Here is a 16,581-nt window from a genome sequence, read left to right on the forward strand (position 1 = left end):
CCCCGTCAACAGAGTCGCCGACCTGCTCCCGTGGAATTGGAAGGCGACCCAACAGCCCAATGCGGCTGCTGCCTGAGGCGCCGCGGCAGACCGGCGCGACTGCCCGGGGTGCTGGCCGGATGCGTACTTTGCGCCTCGCATTGCGCCGAAATGAAAAGCTAGCCCTTGTGCTTCCATCGATCCCAGCGCCAAATAAGAGCGTCATGATGCGGCTTCGCGGAGAGAGAGGCAATACTGGTCTTTGTTATTCCTAGTTCGTCGAAAGACGGCTGCTTGGGAGCGCATTTCAGGTTGTAGGTCCCGGGTTCGATTGCGATCATTTGAGCATCGTATGCCCTATGATGGTTTGCACAGAGTATCAAACCGTTTCTGGGATCATCGGTCCCGTCGTGCTGGACATCAATGATGTGAGCGGCGTCCAGCAAGCGGAGCGCACGCACCTCGCACAGGCAACATGCGACGTCACCATAGTGACTAAGGACATCAAACTTGAACCCGGGATGGCGTTTGGACCGGTTTGTTGTCTTCTCCTCTTTGGTGCGTGGAGCGGTTAATAAAAAGGCACGCTGGTTATCTTGTTTGCTTTCCTGAGCTGGTCGTTGCTCGGCATACGTCAATTTGAACTGCTTCAGGATATCCTCGCAGGATTCGACCCAAGCCAGCTTCACATCGCGCAGTCCGGTAGACCGGTTTAGAATTGATAAAAATACCGGCAATGCAAACTCTTGGGCCGCCTTGGTTGCTGCAATCTCCGCAGCGTCACGTCCAGGCACTTCCGTTGTTGGGTAGTGATAAATTGCACCGTCCGCAAACAGATCGTCTTCGTAGATAGCTCCTGAATGAAGTAACCCAACGGTGACCCCATCGCGACTTCCTCCGACATTCTGTGTTTTGGCTTTGTCGACCCAGATGCCACGTCCCCCGTAAAAAATCTTAAGCTCATTTAGCAGCGCTGCCGATACCGAGGATGGCCCTCCCGCTGCGCTCAGTTTCGTCCACAACTCTTCGCGTCGTTCGCGCTCGCCTTCAACGGTCTTCGGTTGCTCTATCATTTCCTGAACAGTCCACTAAATGCGGTTTCGATAGCAGAAGCATTCAGAACTCTTCTTATGAGCAGCGTCAGCTAAACTCATTTCTCGATACGCTGAATGTCTACTCATCGTCCTCAACGAGAAGCCATGTCTTCTTCAAAGGGATCTCCGCTTGTATTTCCTTGGGCAGCTTTTCGTAATCGGCTTGAATGGCGCTTACGACATCACCTGAGTCCCAGAGCCGCACTTTGAAAAATAGTTGCCGCGCTTCTCTAACCACGGCGTTATTGAAACCGGACCATGACACGAGCAAGCCATAGTCCGCACCAAATCGCGGCATGACTCCCTGAAGCTCCCGAAGTACGCTTACGTCAGCAACGTTGCTTCCAGACTTTACCTGAACAGCAATTTTTGGATGATCAAACCCCATTGGGCCGCTGCCAGCAATAATATCCACTCCGCCGTCCGCCCCCGGTGGTGACACTTCGATCTTGTATCCCTGCGCCTGAAGAATTGCTCCAACGAGCCGGGCGAGATCATGACCCCTGAAGTTCTGCTGGATATGTCCCGCTATCTTGTCAGCTGCGGCTTGCTCTAGATCGAGAGGCTCTTCCGAAATTGATGAGTCCGTCTGCATACTCGTTCGAGGCACCGTAGCCTCGCGACCTAACACTAGCGACGAAAGGCGATCTTCGGCATTGTTCCTGGTGACACTAAACACGGTCAAGGTACTCCCCAGGGATGACAAGAGATCGGAGTCCACATCAGACCTCGGCAAGTCAGTCCTCGTCCATTCAACTCGACGCTGGTGACGAGCCCCTTGCGGCGCCTCGGGCACGTATTGGTAGGGTCCAACTATTCGGCCTATTGCGATCGCCGATCTCTGCTTAAGTGGAAGTGCGACCCAATCCCCTACTTGTATTCGGTCCTTAAAGGCCCAGAGCTCGCCGGTCCAGACGCGGATAGTCGCTACTGATTTGTCTGGCCGCAGTGTCTCTATGTGCCGTTGCAAGCTCTCCCGATCTGGAATCGTGCTTAGATCACCAAATTCATGCCAGCCAATTGCAACGATGTTGTTTTCGATGGCGTAATTCTCTGTTTCCCCGTGCCTTCCAGCACGCACGACCCAAAACGTCATTGTGAGAATTCCTTGCAATGTGACATCCACCAGCCTCTGTGGCATTTGGCAGGATCAAGCAGCGACAGACGTTGCTCTGAACAGGACAGCACTGCGAGCGTCTGATAGACGCCTCAAGCGCTCGAGTGACTCAGTATCCGTCGCTTGCAGCAATGGATCGCCGATCCAACACATCGCAAAATCGCGGAACAAGATATCGATGTTATAGGTAGGTATACTGTAAACATCGTTCGATTTGGATGCGGCAATCGCCACCGCCGACACCACGTGGATCTTTTCTTTGCTATAGAGAAACACCATACTCGCCGGAGTGATCGAAAGCATTTTTGCGCATTGTTCTCGCAACTCTTTCATCGCCCCATTGTTCATCCAGTCGCCATAGACAAGACGTTTCGCCTGAGCGAGAAAGCCTTTTTTCGCGACGTAGTCGCGGAGCTCAATATCGAGGCAGAAGACAATATCGGCTCCGTACCGGGTTTCTTCACTATCTCCACCTTGGGACGTGAGTTGTCGGGCTCTTAGTCGTACGCGCCCCTTCGCTTCGGGTGCAGTGTCGACTTGCCAACGGACGTTTTCAGTCTCGAAGCCAGTTAGAGATTCCTTAATGCGGCCCGTGAGCTGACCGGAGATTGGATTTTCGTGCACCGCATCGCCGCTAGCGATATCTTCTGCGACACGTGATACCGCTTCGGAAACCCGCTCTCCAAAAGCATTTACGTCATCAAACGAAAGCATTTTTGCACACTCGATATGGACGGCAGAAACTGCTAATTGGTCAGATTATTACGAAGGTGGCTCGGCATTTTTCCGATCACTAATCGTTTTCGTTCTGCATCCCAGAAGTAGTACATGCGAAACTGGTTGGCATTGTCGTAGCCATTGCCGTACTTGAAATGGTCGTAAAGGACTCGAGTGTCGTCGTTGCCGTACGGCACTGAGTACCCGGCTGTGCGTTTTGCTTCTTCCCGCTTAACGAAACAGGGCGTGTCTTCTACCCCGAGCTCACCAAGTTTTTCTGCGGCTAATCTGGCCGCTTCAAGAGAATTGGTCGTTCGAGCAGGAACAACATAATCCCGAATAATCTTCAAAGTGGCTTCGATTCTGCCTCGCATGCCGTCGTGGCCATTCTTCCTACAGTCCTTGATTGCCGCCGGATGAATGTAGAGGGCATCACCCAGAACCTCCTCAGCCCAATCCTCGAGGTCTTCGTAGGAGTCCAAGATACGTTCGGTGGGTTGCTTTTCCTCCTGTTCCGTTGTCTTGTTTTTCAAGGCATAGTCGAGAGCAGAATTCTTCGACTCAAGCCGAGCCACTTCTGATTTCAGTCGTTCAATTTCTGAGTCAAGTGCTCGGGTCCGCTCCTGCTCGCTGATGGCCAAGCCTTGCCAGGTGTCGCGATCCTCTTCGAGCTCCTCGATTTGGAGTTGGAGACCGTCAACGCGATTTACGCTCCGAGAGGTTGCTCCCCTGGTTTGGACGAGATCGCGCACCGCTGAAAATCTAGGAAACTCGGCAGCTGCGTTGGGACGTAAGAAGTCGAAGGGCAAGACCCTTCTGACGAGCTCTCGCCGAAGTTGGTCCTCCCGGACATTGTTTGGAAGCCAAAGCGGATGTCGGTATGGGTCCTCATTATCTTCGGCAAGCCCCGGCATATAGATGCGGGTTGCGCCGTTGAACACGGACATTCGCTTGCCCACCTCTCGGGTGAGAGCCCATGCGGTCGGCATTGGGAGATAAAAAAGATGGGCCGCACCTGCACAGTGGCGACCGAGGGTGTCGCTCGAGATCTGCACATTTCCGCTCTGATCTTCCGCGACAACAATTACTGGAAGCCGGCGGTCCGGGTTATAGACTAGGTCAAGAAAAGAGGAGAGATCCTCGATCACCAGTTGGTGGGGAGTTTCGGAGAGCTGCCAGCCATCTGCTTCAGCGGAAAGACTCTCCAGCACTCGTCGGACAGCGGTTGGCCTAGTTATTTCGAATTCAGGCGATTCCCCGCGTATGACGCAGGTCAACTGCGCACCGAATCGCGCAAGCTGTCCTTGTCGCTTCTCGACGAAGAACTCGGTAACCCATAGCCGAGGAAACTCTGGATCGGGATAGTCTGACCTAGCTGCCCAGATAGATCCATCTTTTGCCGTTAGTCGAACAGCTCGGGTTGGATTAGCCCCAAGTACATCGGTAACGTCAAAAGCCTGCCCTTCTAACGCTCCTTTTGGAAGTTTTATGCCCGCCCTTGTCCCCATCCATTGAGTTGACAGTCGGATGCATTCGTCGAAGGCCTTCTTGTCAGTCAGTTCGAACCACACTCGCGAAACTGACCGAATAGTGGCTGTGGAGCGCGGATAGCGCACTATGCTCGACGCTTCGCGTTTAGGCGGTACTTTTTCTCCCCCTTGCCCCATTTCACTTTCCTGCCCAAGCGAACGGATTGTCGTAGAGGATCCAGCATATGACCGAGGGGAATGCTGATTCGTCGGGTGCCCGATCTGTTCGAGGGAGGAGAATCGGACGATCTACTTACAGTTGTCAATACTACTGAGGTCCGGGCTGAAGGGTGAGCTGGTATTAGGCGTATAGGGGAAATGTACCACACCGAATGGCGAGTTTGCCGGCGGGAAAAGATTAGCTCCCTGAGTGACCCGTTTGGGAATCTTTATTTCCCGTCGAGCGTTCGCTCGTCGGCTGGCATTTGGACAACGGTGCCATCAGCGAAAACAGGTCGAAATCAGGCGCCCGTCCACTGGCCTTCTGAATGAACTTCGCTGGGTCTTCTGGATCAGCGAGCAGCGTCATGGCCTGCCCCCCGGAAGACGGCCTCAATCCGTTGCGTGTCAGGGTCGACGATCAGGCGCAGCTCGGATTAAGGACTGAAGCCTCGAGGCAATCTGAGCACTTGTTACGCTCCCACCAGAGATTGCCGACACGCGCATCGCGAATGTCGATCAGCCCTTCATGATCTTGTTCGCGACGGGATCAGTCGCGAGGAAGTGCTCCAAGAGGAAATCACGATCGTCGTCGGTCAGGGTCGCCAAGAACGCCACCTTCGCTTTCGAAAAGCTGATTCCGGGATGCTCGGCGAGCCACTTGTTAAAGCGTGCGATCATCGCTTCATTTCTGGCCTTGAGGTCGTCAGTCATTGTGCTCTTTCCTTTAAAACCTAGTCCAAGATAGTATTTGGCGCGTGCTGATGGTCAAGATTGCCCCTCTTTGCTGGCGCAAATAGGCTCTGTTTTGCAGCCATTTTCGAAGTAGGCGCTGCGCGTTCGTCTATGCGAGCAGCTTCGCGTCTGTGCACCCCTACGCGGTCCCTGACCGGTCATAAACAGGGTGGGTCGATGCCGAGGCGATAATCTGCTGCTCATACTTGAACGCATCCTTTGCGTCCGGAAGGACGATCCTCACGCGTCCATCCCGAAATCCGACAGAAAAATAGCGAAGCGATTGCTCAGGGGCGAGAGCGCGACGAGCGATGTAGTCTGCCACGTGCATAGCTTCGTTCCCAAACGCTTCTCGGGTTTTGTTAGCGATTTGCGCCAACCGGGGCTGCCCTCCTTGTGGCGCAACGCTCAATGTTGAGATCATCGATCTGAGATGAGCGGCAATCTTGGCCCGCAATTCGAAAACGTCCCGTTGGTTGGCGTTCTGAAGACGCTGCAGCAGACCTTTGATTTCGTCCCTGTTCTGCGAGAGTCTCTCTCTCCCAGACCGAAGTTTCTCTAATGTGGCGCGCGCTTGAGTGAGGCCTGCAGCGAGTTCGTCCTTACGCAATTGAAGCTCGCGCAATTTCGACGAAACAAAATCTGGAGGAGCGCCGGATTCCAAGAGTTGATAGGTCTTATCCATAAGCGCTGTTACACTGCTCAGTTCTCCTTCGAGAGAAGAAAGCTTTAGTGCTGCTTGCTTCTGCTCGCCCTGACCACCATCAGAATCGATCAAAGCGGCCAGCTCAATCTCGCTTACGAAAGCCAGGAACGATGCCTCAAAATCACTGTATCTCCACCGCTTCCCTTGGCATCCAAGCCGTCGTTTTGAGTTTGTGCAGACGAGATATCGATTGCCTTTCGGCCCGCTCCCCTTGTTGTCGTACGTCATCGATGCCCCGCAATATGCGCAGCTCGCAAGCCCCGAAAATAGATTGCTGAATCCCGTGCCCTTGCGACCGGCTCCGTTGCGCTGTCGCTGCGACTTTGCTTGGCGAGCGCGGTAGAACAGCTCTTCATTGATGATTGCCGGAAAGTAGTTCTTGATGGACTCACCTTCGCTGGTGCGCTTACCTTCCAGCCGAACGCCGGGCTGAAATTCGCCGATGACAGCACGGTTTGCCAGTATCTTAGCGATGTAAGACTGATGCCACCCGTCCGAGTCGTTGAACGTAGGCGTGTTCGACTGATTTAGACGATGCGCGATCTTGTAGATGCCGATCCCATTTGCGCTGTCGTTGAAAATCCGTCGAACGACCTCAACACGATCCGGGATTGGAGCGTAACCGCTTCTATCATCCGAGAGTCGAAGCCAGGCCGGACACCACTTCGTCATCGGCTTTAAGGTGGATGCCGCCGCCCTCTTGTTCTTCCATGCGGCAGAAAGACGCAGGCTCTTCGTCTGAGATTCCTCATGCGCTCGGCTCATAATCACGAGGGACATGATTAGGTCGCCCAAATCGGTCGTTCCTGCACGATAAACCCGATTGTCGGTGAGGGTGACGAGATTGATTCCCGCCTGGATGATACTGAGGAATAGCGACTGAGCCACGAGGACCTGCTCTCGACTCAGTCGGTCCAGCGATTCAACAATCAGGTATGAGCCGGGCTTGATGCGGCCAGACCGAACCGCTTCCAGGAACCGCCCGAGTGCACCCTCCCGAGCGTTCGCCCCCTTGAAAGCAGAAACGCCGATGTCCTCAAGCTCCCCGTCCTCGGCAAGTTCGAGTCCGTTAGCGTCGGCATAGGCTCGAGACGCCTCCAACTGACGCTTCCGGCCATGGCCCTTCTGCTGCAGGTCGGTTGATATTCTCAAATAAGAATAAGCTAATGATTTCAACATGTTCAATGTCGCAATAAATTTCTGCGACATTGGCCGATAGCAGAGCTGGGTTAATAGTCAACACCTCCGCGAACGCGGGCAATCCCGGCGCGACCTGCACCTGCACGTCGACCGCGCGGGCCTCGATCCCCTCGAATGCGACGGTGGAAACGCGCTGGACCATGCTGCCCCTATTCTTCCGCAATCGAAGGTAGCGGAACCGGGCGACAAGTGCAAGAACATTACAGGAACATTCGCGGCGCCAAGGGCTGGTCGCCCGGTACCAGTTCACGGCGCGGCGCATCCGCTTCCGGCCGGCGCGGAAGCGTCAGGCGTCGCTCGCGATGATGCGCGCCTCGCGCGATCGAACACAGCTCGCGTCGTCGACAACTGCAGGAATCATTTTCAAGAATCATTCCAGCACGACGAGCATCGCGCGCTTATTGTCGCAGCGCGCTGTCGATTTCCCTGCTGTTTCAGCGATCGCACACTGATCGCGCGCGCAGTCTCGATCTATTCCAACTGCCGAGGTCTGTACTCGCGAGCCCCGCGCTGTAGAGCCGGATCACAAATCCATCCAGGCTGACATCAGGGGCGCCTTCGCGTGATCGATCGACTTGCTTCGCATTCCACCCGTCAACATCCAGCGCTGCGAACGATCGGTCTGTGTACCGCCGCCGTCCTTGCCGCAGGAGTCACGATCGAACGTGCCGACGCGCAATCGGAACTGCCGCCGGTGAGCGTGGACGCGCCTCAGCAGCGCGCGGCAGCTGCGAATGCAAAACCGGTTCGTCGTCCGGTGACCGCACGCACGAGCCGCACCAACCGCGTGGCTCGATCCCAGCAAGCGACGCCGCTACCGGCGGCACGATCCGGTGCCGGCGCCGGCGAGCGCGCCGGCGGTCCGGTGGTCGGGTTCGTTGCCACACGTTCGGGCACGGCGACCAAGACCGACACGCCGCTCATCGAAATCCCGCAATCGATCTCGGTCGTCACGACGGACCAGATCAGGAGCCAGGGCGCGGAATCGGTGGGCGCGGCATTGCGCTACACCGCAGGCGTCAGCGGCGACGTGAATGGCGGCTCGGACACCCGCTTCGGCGGCCTGCAGATCCGCGGCTTCGACATGACGATGCCGGGCCTCTATCTCGACGGCCTGCGGCTGCCGAGCAGCAACTATGTGCACTTCCTCGGGCTCGATCCGTACGGAGCCGAGCGCCTCGAGGTCCTGAAGGGGCCATCGTCGGCGATGTTCGGCGGCAGCGGCACCGGCGGCATCCTCAACTATGTCAGCAAGCTGCCGACTGCACGCGAGTTCGGGGAAGTGTCGCTGTCGGGCGGCAGCTTCAACCGCTATCAGGGCGAGTTCGATATCGGCGGCCGCGCCAACAAGGAAGGGACGGTGCTGTGGCGCCTGACCGGCGTCGCGCGCGATGGTGAGACCCAGGTCGACTACACCAAGGACAATCGCGTCTTCATCGCGCCCGCCGTCACCGTGAAGCCGAACGAGGACACCACGATCACCTTCCTCGCGAACTACCAGAAGGAACGCACCGGCTGGGGCCTGCAATTCCTGCCGCCGTCCGGCACCGTCTGGGCCAATAACGGACGCTACATTCCGAACACCCGCTTCGTCGGCGAGCCCGGCTTCAACCAGTTCGACACCGAGCAATCGTCGGTCGGCTACATGCTGTCGCACGACATCAACGACGCGCTGACCTTCCGCCAGAACCTGCGTTACTCGTGGATGCACAACGAGCAGAAGAGCTTCTACGGCACCGGCTATGCATCGGCGGCCGACGAGGCCGCGGGCCTGCTGTCGCGCGGCGGCGCCGGCGGCAGCTCGACGATCGATTCCTTCGCGGTCGACAACCAGCTGCAGGGCAAGTTCGTCACCGGCCTGCTGAGCCACACGACGCTGTTCGGCGTCGATTACCGCAACACCTCGTTCCGCGACATGGCCTCGAGCTACAGCACCGGCAAGCTCAACGTCTTCGCGCCGGTCTATACCAACAGCTGGACCAACAACGGACCGTATGACGACACCGGCATCAAGCAGTCGCAGGCCGGCCTCTATCTGCAGGACCAGATCCGGCTCGGCCGGCTGTCGTTTCTGCTTGGCGGGCGGCAGGATTTCGTCACCACCGACCTCGACAACAATCTCGCGAAAACGTCGACGTCGACCGACGCCTCGGCATTCACCGGCCGCGCCGCCGTGATGTACAATTTCGACAACGGCATCGCGCCCTATTTCAGCTATTCGGAATCATTCCTGCCGGTGCTGAGCATCAACGCCGCCGGCGATCTGCTGAAGCCGGAGTCCGGCGTGCAGTACGAAGTCGGTGTCAAGTACCAGCCGGTCGGCATCAATGCGCTGATCACGCTGGCTGCGTTCGATCTGACCCGATCCAACGTCGTCACCTACGCGCCGCCGTTCTATTTCGCCGAGCAGACCGGCGAAGTCAGGTCGCGCGGCGTCGAGCTCGAAGGCACCGCGACGCTGGTCGAGGGCGTCAACATCCGTGGCGGCTATGCCTATGTCGACGCTGAAGTCACCAAGGATCCCGTCAATGTCGGCAAGGCGCCGACCACGGTGCCGCTCAATCGCTTCTCGCTGTGGGGCGATTACACCGTTCAGGGCGGGCCGCTCGCCGGCGTCCAGTTCGGGGCCGGCGTCCGCTATGTCGGATCGACGTTCGGCGACGACGCCAACACCTTCAAGGTGCCGGCGTCGACGGTCGTCGATGCGCTCGTCGCCTATACCAGGGACAATTATCGCCTCTCGCTCAACGTCACCAACCTCGCCGACACGCGCTACGTGGCAGCCTGCTACGGCAACACCAGCTGCTTCTACGCGGAGGGCCGCAAGGCGATCGCGAAGCTGACCTATCGCTGGTGATCACCCCACAACTTGCTGAAATCCCCATGAGACCCATCTTCGGACGACTGCATCGCTGGGCGGGCCTTCTCACCGCGGCCTTCCTGTTCTTCTCGGGCGTCACCGGCGCGATCATCTCGTGGGATCACGAGATCGACGATGTGCTCAATAGGAAGCTGTTCGAGGTGACGAGCTCCGGACCGGCGATCCCGTCGGTCGAGCTCGCCCGGCTGATCGAGCAGCGCGATCATCGCGCCCGCGTCGTCCACATGTTCATGACGGCGGAGAAAGGCGAGTCGCTGTGGTTCTTCGTGCTGCCGCGGATCGATCCGGCGACCGGCAAGCGCTACGCGCTCGACTACAACCAGGTCTTCCTCGATCCAAACACCGGCGCCGAGCTCGGACGCCGCTATTGGGGCGCGGTCTGGCCGGTGACCCGCGAAAACTTCGTCTCGTTCCTCTACAAGCTGCACTACACGATGCATATTCCCGAATTCTGGGGCAGCGATCGCTGGGGCATGCGCTTCCTCGGCGTCATCGCCGTTATCTGGACGATCGATTGTTTCGTCGGCTTCTACCTGACCCTGCCGTCGCGGCGGCGCGCCAGGGCGGAGCGGGCGGCGGCGATACCGGGCCCGCGCGGCAAGAGTTTCTGGACCCGCTGGGCACCGGCCTGGAAGATCAAGACCTCAGGCAGCGCCTATCGAATCAATTTCGACATTCATCGCGCCTTCAGCCTGTGGACCTGGGCCTTGCTGTTCGTGATCGCGTTCACGGCATTCTCGCTGAACCTCTATTTCGAGGTGTTCTCGCCGTTGATGAAGACCGTGTCCAACTACACGCCGACACCCTACGAGCAGCGGCCATACCGTCATCTCGACGATCCGATCGAGCCGAGGATGACCTATGCGGAGATCGCCGCGCGGGCCGCGGCCGACGGCAAGGCGCGCGGCTGGACCACACCGATCGGTTCGATCAATTATGGTCCGGCCCACGGCGTCTATGCGGTCGCATTCTTCGAGCCGGGCGACGAACATGGCGCCGCGGGAGTCGGGCCGGCGCAGCTTTACTACGACAGCGAGGACGGCCGTCCGCTCGGCGAGCGGCTGCCATGGGTCGGCACCGCGGCCGATGTGTTCGTGCAGATGCAGTTTCCGTTGCATTCCGGCCGGATCGCCGGCTTGCCCGGGCGCATCCTGATCTCGCTGATGGGATTGGTGGTCGCGGCGCTGTCGGTGACGGGCGTCGTGATCTGGTGGCGCAAACGTCGTGCGCGGATTGGCGCGCGAGAGACGATGCGCACACGCCCCGAGAACCGCCTTGCGCCGGCGGAATAGGCCGGGCGCCCCGTGGGCACCTTACTCCGGGCGGCAAATGCATTCGGGAGCGGCGGCGGCCGCTCCCGAGGCAGTCCGTCTTCCCAATCAGTCCGTCACAGGTTCATCTGCATCGGCTCTGGATAGTAGTGGAAGCCTTCGCCGACCTTGGCGACGTGGCCGTAGCCCGGCCAGGCGAAGTGATAGGACATCACGGCCGTCTTGTTCGCGGCCAGCATCTCCAGCAGCTTGACCCGCGACGCCGCCGCCTGCTTCGGATCGGTGTCGTAGGAGAACTCCATCCGCGGACGCTCCAGCAGCAGCACCGCGTGATGCGAGAGGTCGCCGAGGAAGGCGAAGGATTTGCCACCCGAGCTCACCATGAAGATGGTGTGGCCCACGGTGTGGCCGGGCGCGGCGATTGCCGTCACGCCGGGCAGGAATTCCTGGCCGTCCTTGAAGAACACGATGCGGTCGCGCACCGGCAGCAGGTTCTTGCGGGCATGCACGATGAAATCCTTCAACGGACTGCCCATCTTGCCTTCGTCGGTCCAGAACTCGAGATCGCTCTGCGCGATGTAGTATTGCGCATTCGGGAACAACGGCTTGTCGTTGGCGCCGACGATGCCGCCGATATGATCGATATGCGCGTGCGACAGCACGACGGCGTCGATGTCCTCCGGCTTGATGCCGGCTTCCTGCATGCTCTTCTGCTGCCGCCCGGTGGTCTTGCCGAACAGTTGCGACGTGCCCATGCCGGTGTCGAACAGGATCAGCTTGTCGCCGGTGTTGACGATCGGCGAATTCTGCTCGAGCACGACATTGTCGGGCGAGAGGAAGTTGTCGGAGAGCATCTTCTTCACCTCCTCCTTCGGCACACCGGTGAAGGTGCCGGAGGGATCGCCGAGCGGAAGCGGCCCGTCGGATACGACGGTCACTTCGGCTTCGCCGAGCATGAAGCGGTGCCAATAGGGTGTCTGCGTGCCGAGCTTCGGCGCGCGTGCCTGTGCGGTGCCCCCGATCAGGGTGCTGGCGCCGAGACCGGCACCGAGCGCGAGCAAGGATCGTCGTGAGACATTGAGCGTCATAACGTCTTCCTCCACATTTTTTATGAGATTTTCGCGTTGTTGCCCGCGCGTTGACCCGCCGCTTGACCTGACGCAGGCAAGCGGATGCTGCCCTCGCCCGCGCAAGCTGGCAAGAAGAATAAGGAGAACGCATGCGCGATCGAACGCTGGCTAAATTTCAGCCAGCTGTGCGGCGCACAAGGGAGGGTTATCTGGCGGCGCGCTTCTTCTCGATGGTATCCCAGATCATCGCAGCGACGTCGGGGCCATTGAGCCGTTGGATTGCGCGGATGCCGGTCGGCGAGGTGACGTTGATCTCGGTCAAATTGCCGTCGATCACGTCGAGGCCGACGAACATCAGACCAAGTTCGCGCAACGAGGGCCCAACGGCGGCGCAGATTTCGCGCTCGCGATCCGAGAGCTCGGTCGCCTTGGCCGCGCCGCCGCGCACCATGTTGGAGCGCAGATCGTCCGCTGCCGGCACGCGATTGACGGCGCCGGCGAACTCGCCATCCACCAGGATGATGCGCTTGTCGCCATGCTTCACCTCGGGGAGGAAGCGCTGGATCACCCAGGGCTCCTTGAAGGTGACCGAGAACATGTCGAACAGCGAGCCGAAATTCATGTCCTGCGGCATCACGCGGAAGACGGCGGCGCCGCCATGGCCGTGCAACGGCTTCATGACGACGGCGCCGTGCTGGTCGCGGAATGCGTTGATCTCGTCGAGATCGCGCGAGATCAGGGTTGGCGGCATCAGCTGCGGGAAGTTCATCACGAACAGCTTTTCCGGCGCGTTGCGTACGCTGGCCGGGTCGTTGACGACCAAGGTCTTCGGATGGATGCGCTCGAGCAAATGGGTCGAGGTGATGTAGGCGAGGTCGAACGGCGGATCCTGGCGCAGCAGCACGACGTCGAAGCCGTTGAGCGGCTCGCGCTTCGCCTCGCCCAGCGCGAAGTGATCGCCGACCTCGTCGCGCACGGTGAGAGGCTGCACCGGCGCCACCAGCTCTTCGCCGCGCAGCGACAGCTTGTCGGGCGTGTAGTAGGAAATGCCGTGGCCGCGCTTCTGCGCCTCGAGCAGCAGCGCAAAGGTCGAATCGCCGCGGATGTTGATGCGCGCGATGGGATCCATCTGGACGGCGATCTTCAATTTCATAAGCGTGTCCCGCGAGGTCTTGAGGTTAATTAGGGCTGGCGTCGAATGCCGCTAACAGATGGCGCGGCAGGCTCTTCGGCGCAATCAGCACGGCGTCGAATCTGAGATCGAATTCGGCATGTTCGGGATGCGCCATCAGCCAGGCCTGGGCGGCATTGATGATGCGCAGCTGCTGCCGCGGCGTCACCGCATAGGCGGCGTCGTCGAGGCTGGCACGGGCCTTGACCTCGACGAAGGCCAGCAAATTGCGCCGGCGCACCACGAGGTCGATCTCGCCAAAGGGGGTGCGGAAGCGTCGTGCCAGGATGCGATAGCCCTTGGCGATCAGAAGGGCTGCGGCGCGGCTCTCCGCCGAGATGCCGGTCCGGAACGCCGCGACGCGCTCCGGCGAGGCGCTGTCAGTCTTCGCCATTGCCGTCCCCGGTGGTCTTCGCAAGCTCGAGGGCGCGGGCATAGACCTCGCGGCGCGGCCGGCCCGACAGCTCGACTGCATGGGCGACCGCATCCTTGACGCTGCCGCGGGCGAGCTGCGCCCGCAGGAGATCGTCGAGCGTATCCTGGTCCATCACCCCGGCATCATCGGCCGGAGGTCCGATGACCAGCACGAACTCGCCGCGTGTTTCCAGCGCGTCCGCGCTTGCCGCCAGCTCGACGACCGGCGCGCGCGTGATCTCCTCGTGCAGCTTGGTCAGCTCGCGGCAGATCGCGGCATCGCGGCCGGCCATGATCGCGGCGAGATCGCGCAGCGTGTCCTGTACGCGATTGCCTGATTCGAACATCACGAGCGTCGAATCGACCCTCGCCAGCTCGTTGAGCCGGGCGCGACGCGCGTGCTCCTTGGCGGGTAAAAATCCCTCGAAGAAAAACCGATCGGTCGGCAATGCCGCGACCGACAACGCCGTCAGCACCGATGATGGCCCCGGCACCGCGATGACGGCATGCCCGGCGGCGCAGACGTCGCGCACCAGCTTGAAGCCGGGATCGGAGATCAGCGGCGTGCCGGCGTCCGAAACCAGCGCGATCGCGGCGCCCTGCGCCAGGCGCTCCAGGATTTTGGGGCGGGCCTGGGCCGCGTTGTGCTCGTGGTAGAGCGCGAGCTCGGCGGCGATCGCATAACGCTCGGTCAGCCGCCGGGTGATCCTCGTGTCCTCGCAGGCGATGACGTCGACACCGGCCAGCGTCTCCAGCGCGCGCAGGGTGATGTCGGCGAGATTTCCGATCGGGGTCGCGACCAGATGGAGCCCGGGTGCTGCCCTTGGCGCGGCCAATTGCTGGCCGCCGATCGAAAATGTTCTGGCCGCAGCGCCTGTCGTGGCATCCGAACTGTGGAGGGAACTGGCTTTTGCGCGCATAATGCCAATCTAGAGGGATGGCGGCGCTTGCGCCACATCCGCAAACGGCGGTGACGGAACGCTGACCGACGGGGGAAATGGAGGCCGCGGCAAGGGCGCCGCGGGGCCATAATCCTATTGTTTTAGTTAACTATTCGCCGACAATATGCCTGAATCCACCCGCCTCATCAGAGCTGGATGGAGTCCTGGCTGATCACGGTCGGCCAAGAGAAGAGAGACGATGGAAGGCCCGCATCACCGCAAGTCCCCGCCGTCGGGCACCACCCGGCGGACCGCGCTCGGCCTCATCGTGGGCGCGCCGCTGCTGACGGCCTGTTCCGGCGTGCAGCAAAGCTTGAGCCAGTTTTCCAGCCCGTTCGGGGGCAACCAGGAAGGCGGTCCTGCCGGCCCGCAGCAGCAGCCGCAGGCGGTCGGCACCGGGCAGGTCAAGATCGGGCTGATCCTGCCGCTTTCGGCGTCCGGCAATGCCGGGCTTGCCGCCCAGTCGATGCGGAACGCGGCCGAAATGGCGCTGGCGGAATTTCAGAACCCGAACATCCAGCTCCTGATCAAGGACGATGGCGGCAGCGCGCAGGGTGCATCGCAAGGTGCCCAGCAGGCACTGTCCGAAGGCGCCGAGATCATTCTGGGACCGCTGTTCGCAGGCTCGGTGCCGGCCGTCGCGCAACTGACGCGGCCGCGCGGAACCTCGGTGATCGCGTTCTCGACCGATTCGAGCGTGGCCGGGCGCGGCGTCTATCTGCTGAGCTTCCTGCCGGAGTCCGACATCAATCGCATCGTCGACTACTCCGCCGGGATCGGAAAGCGTTCGTTCGCCGCGATGGTGCCGGACAATGCCTATGGCAATGTGGTCGAGGCCGCGTTCAAGCAGGCGGTCGGCCGCAAGAACGGCCGCGTCGTCGCCTTCGAGAAATATGGCGCCGATCGCGCGACGCCGGCGCGAACCGTGGCGCAGGCGCTCGGCCAGGCCGACGCGCTGCTGATCGCCGACGATGGTGATTCGGTCGTCGCGACCGCCGATGCCTTGACCGCAGCCGGCGCCAATCTGCGCAATATCCAGCTGCTCGGCACCGGGCTGTGGGACAATCCGCGGGTGTTCGCGAGCCCCGTCTTGCAGGGCGGCCTCTACGCCGCGCCCGATCCGTCCGGCTTCCGCAGCTTCGCCGGCCGCTACCGCAGCAAATATGGCGGCGAGCCGGTGCGCACCGCAACGCTTGCCTATGATGCGGTGGCGCTGATGGCGGCGCTCGCGCGCACGCAAGGGGCGCAGCGCTTTGCGCCGGAGACGTTGACCAATCCGTCCGGCTTTGCCGGTATCGACGGTCTGTTCCGCTTCCGCTCCGACGGCACCAATGAGCGTGGCCTTGCGGTCATGAAGGTGGCCTCGGGCGGCAGCACGCCGGTCGCAGGCTCGCCGAAGAGTTTTGGCGCTTGATTTTCGTCGGGCGGTCAAGCTGCCTTGTCGAGCGCCGGCACCCGCCAGCTCCTTTGCATGGGGTTGTTTTCGATATTTTGGCAGCGTGCACCTAGAGCGTTTTCGAGCGAAGTGGATACCGGTTCGCGTGAAGAAAACGCGTCAAAACAAGAATCTAGAGCCCCGTTCCGATTCAATCGGAAC

14 protein-coding genes and 1 pseudogene are annotated in these 16,581 nt (G+C 60.2%); 3 read left to right on the forward strand and 12 right to left on the reverse strand.

All coding sequences use genetic code 11. From position 1 onward, the window contains the following. Positions 1 to 158: 158 nt before the first annotated feature. From I6F38_RS34835 to I6F38_RS34870, 8 genes and pseudogenes are all read right to left on the reverse strand, one after another. A complete protein-coding gene (locus I6F38_RS34835) occupies positions 159 to 1,052 on the reverse strand; it encodes an HNH endonuclease (protein ID WP_225163609.1) in 894 nt (297 codons plus the stop codon). Positions 1,053 to 1,152: 100 nt separating this feature from the next. Further along, positions 1,153 to 1,668: a restriction endonuclease gene (locus tag I6F38_RS34840; protein WP_225163610.1), complete on the reverse strand. Its 516-nt coding sequence runs from the start codon at positions 1,666 to 1,668 to the stop codon at positions 1,153 to 1,155. Positions 1,669 to 2,223: 555 nt separating this feature from the next. Next, positions 2,224 to 2,904, reverse strand: a complete 681-nt coding sequence (locus I6F38_RS34845) for a hypothetical protein (RefSeq protein ID WP_225163611.1) — start codon at positions 2,902 to 2,904, stop codon at positions 2,224 to 2,226. Between the two features lie 32 nt (positions 2,905 to 2,936). Next, the gene (locus tag I6F38_RS34850) at positions 2,937 to 4,574 is read right to left on the reverse strand and encodes a hypothetical protein (protein WP_225163612.1); all 1,638 of its coding nucleotides are present in this window, start codon (positions 4,572 to 4,574) and stop codon (positions 2,937 to 2,939) included. Between the two features lie 220 nt (positions 4,575 to 4,794). Continuing rightward, positions 4,795 to 4,965, reverse strand: coding sequence for a hypothetical protein (locus tag I6F38_RS34855; protein WP_225163613.1), 171 nt, complete (start codon positions 4,963 to 4,965; stop codon positions 4,795 to 4,797). A gap of 149 nt (positions 4,966 to 5,114) precedes the next feature. Continuing rightward, positions 5,115 to 5,309: a hypothetical protein gene (locus tag I6F38_RS34860; RefSeq protein ID WP_225163614.1), complete on the reverse strand. Its 195-nt coding sequence runs from the start codon at positions 5,307 to 5,309 to the stop codon at positions 5,115 to 5,117. A gap of 160 nt (positions 5,310 to 5,469) precedes the next feature. Continuing rightward, positions 5,470 to 7,245, reverse strand: coding sequence for a recombinase family protein (locus I6F38_RS34865; protein WP_225163615.1), 1,776 nt, complete (start codon positions 7,243 to 7,245; stop codon positions 5,470 to 5,472). Between the two features lie 31 nt (positions 7,246 to 7,276). Continuing rightward, a pseudogene (locus I6F38_RS34870) lies at positions 7,277 to 7,378 on the reverse strand (ATP-binding protein); the annotation flags it as partial. A 723-nt stretch (positions 7,379 to 8,101) separates the two neighbouring features. Here I6F38_RS34870 and I6F38_RS34875 point away from each other — a divergent pair. Together I6F38_RS34875 and fsrB are read left to right on the forward strand one after the other, a co-directional pair. Then, positions 8,102 to 10,093 carry a TonB-dependent siderophore receptor gene (locus I6F38_RS34875; protein ID WP_225163640.1) on the forward strand — a complete coding sequence of 664 codons (1,992 nt, stop codon included), beginning with the start codon at positions 8,102 to 8,104 and terminating at the stop codon, positions 10,091 to 10,093. Between the two features lie 26 nt (positions 10,094 to 10,119). Continuing rightward, positions 10,120 to 11,409, forward strand: a complete 1,290-nt coding sequence (fsrB, locus tag I6F38_RS34880) for a siderophore utilization protein FsrB (RefSeq protein ID WP_225163616.1) — start codon at positions 10,120 to 10,122, stop codon at positions 11,407 to 11,409. A 95-nt stretch (positions 11,410 to 11,504) separates the two neighbouring features. Here fsrB and I6F38_RS34885 read toward each other — a convergent pair whose 3' ends face one another. The 4 genes from I6F38_RS34885 to rsmI all read right to left on the reverse strand — a co-directional run bounded on the left by I6F38_RS34885 (position 11,505) and on the right by rsmI (position 14,963). Beyond that, positions 11,505 to 12,476, reverse strand: a complete 972-nt coding sequence (locus tag I6F38_RS34885; RefSeq protein ID WP_225163617.1) for an MBL fold metallo-hydrolase — start codon at positions 12,474 to 12,476, stop codon at positions 11,505 to 11,507. Positions 12,477 to 12,663: 187 nt separating this feature from the next. Then, positions 12,664 to 13,611, reverse strand: coding sequence for a glutathione synthase (gene gshB, locus I6F38_RS34890; protein WP_225163618.1), 948 nt, complete (start codon positions 13,609 to 13,611; stop codon positions 12,664 to 12,666). A gap of 25 nt (positions 13,612 to 13,636) precedes the next feature. Then, on the reverse strand, positions 13,637 to 14,023 hold the full coding sequence (locus tag I6F38_RS34895) for a YraN family protein (RefSeq protein ID WP_038382707.1): 387 nt from the start codon (positions 14,021 to 14,023) through the stop codon (positions 13,637 to 13,639). Next, the gene (gene rsmI, locus I6F38_RS34900) at positions 14,010 to 14,963 is read right to left on the reverse strand and encodes a 16S rRNA (cytidine(1402)-2'-O)-methyltransferase (protein ID WP_225163619.1); all 954 of its coding nucleotides are present in this window, start codon (positions 14,961 to 14,963) and stop codon (positions 14,010 to 14,012) included. The genes I6F38_RS34895 and rsmI overlap by 14 nt, the downstream gene beginning before the upstream one ends. 220 nt (positions 14,964 to 15,183) lie before the next feature. On the opposite strand from rsmI, the gene I6F38_RS34905 reads away from it, so the two are divergent. After that, the gene (locus I6F38_RS34905; RefSeq protein ID WP_225163620.1) at positions 15,184 to 16,398 is read left to right on the forward strand and encodes a penicillin-binding protein activator; all 1,215 of its coding nucleotides are present in this window, start codon (positions 15,184 to 15,186) and stop codon (positions 16,396 to 16,398) included. The last annotated feature ends 183 nt before the right edge of the window (positions 16,399 to 16,581 follow it).

It is taken from the genome of Bradyrhizobium sp. BRP56, from assembly GCF_020194035.1.
GTDB classification, from domain to species: Bacteria; Pseudomonadota; Alphaproteobacteria; order Rhizobiales; family Xanthobacteraceae; genus Bradyrhizobium; species Bradyrhizobium australafricanum.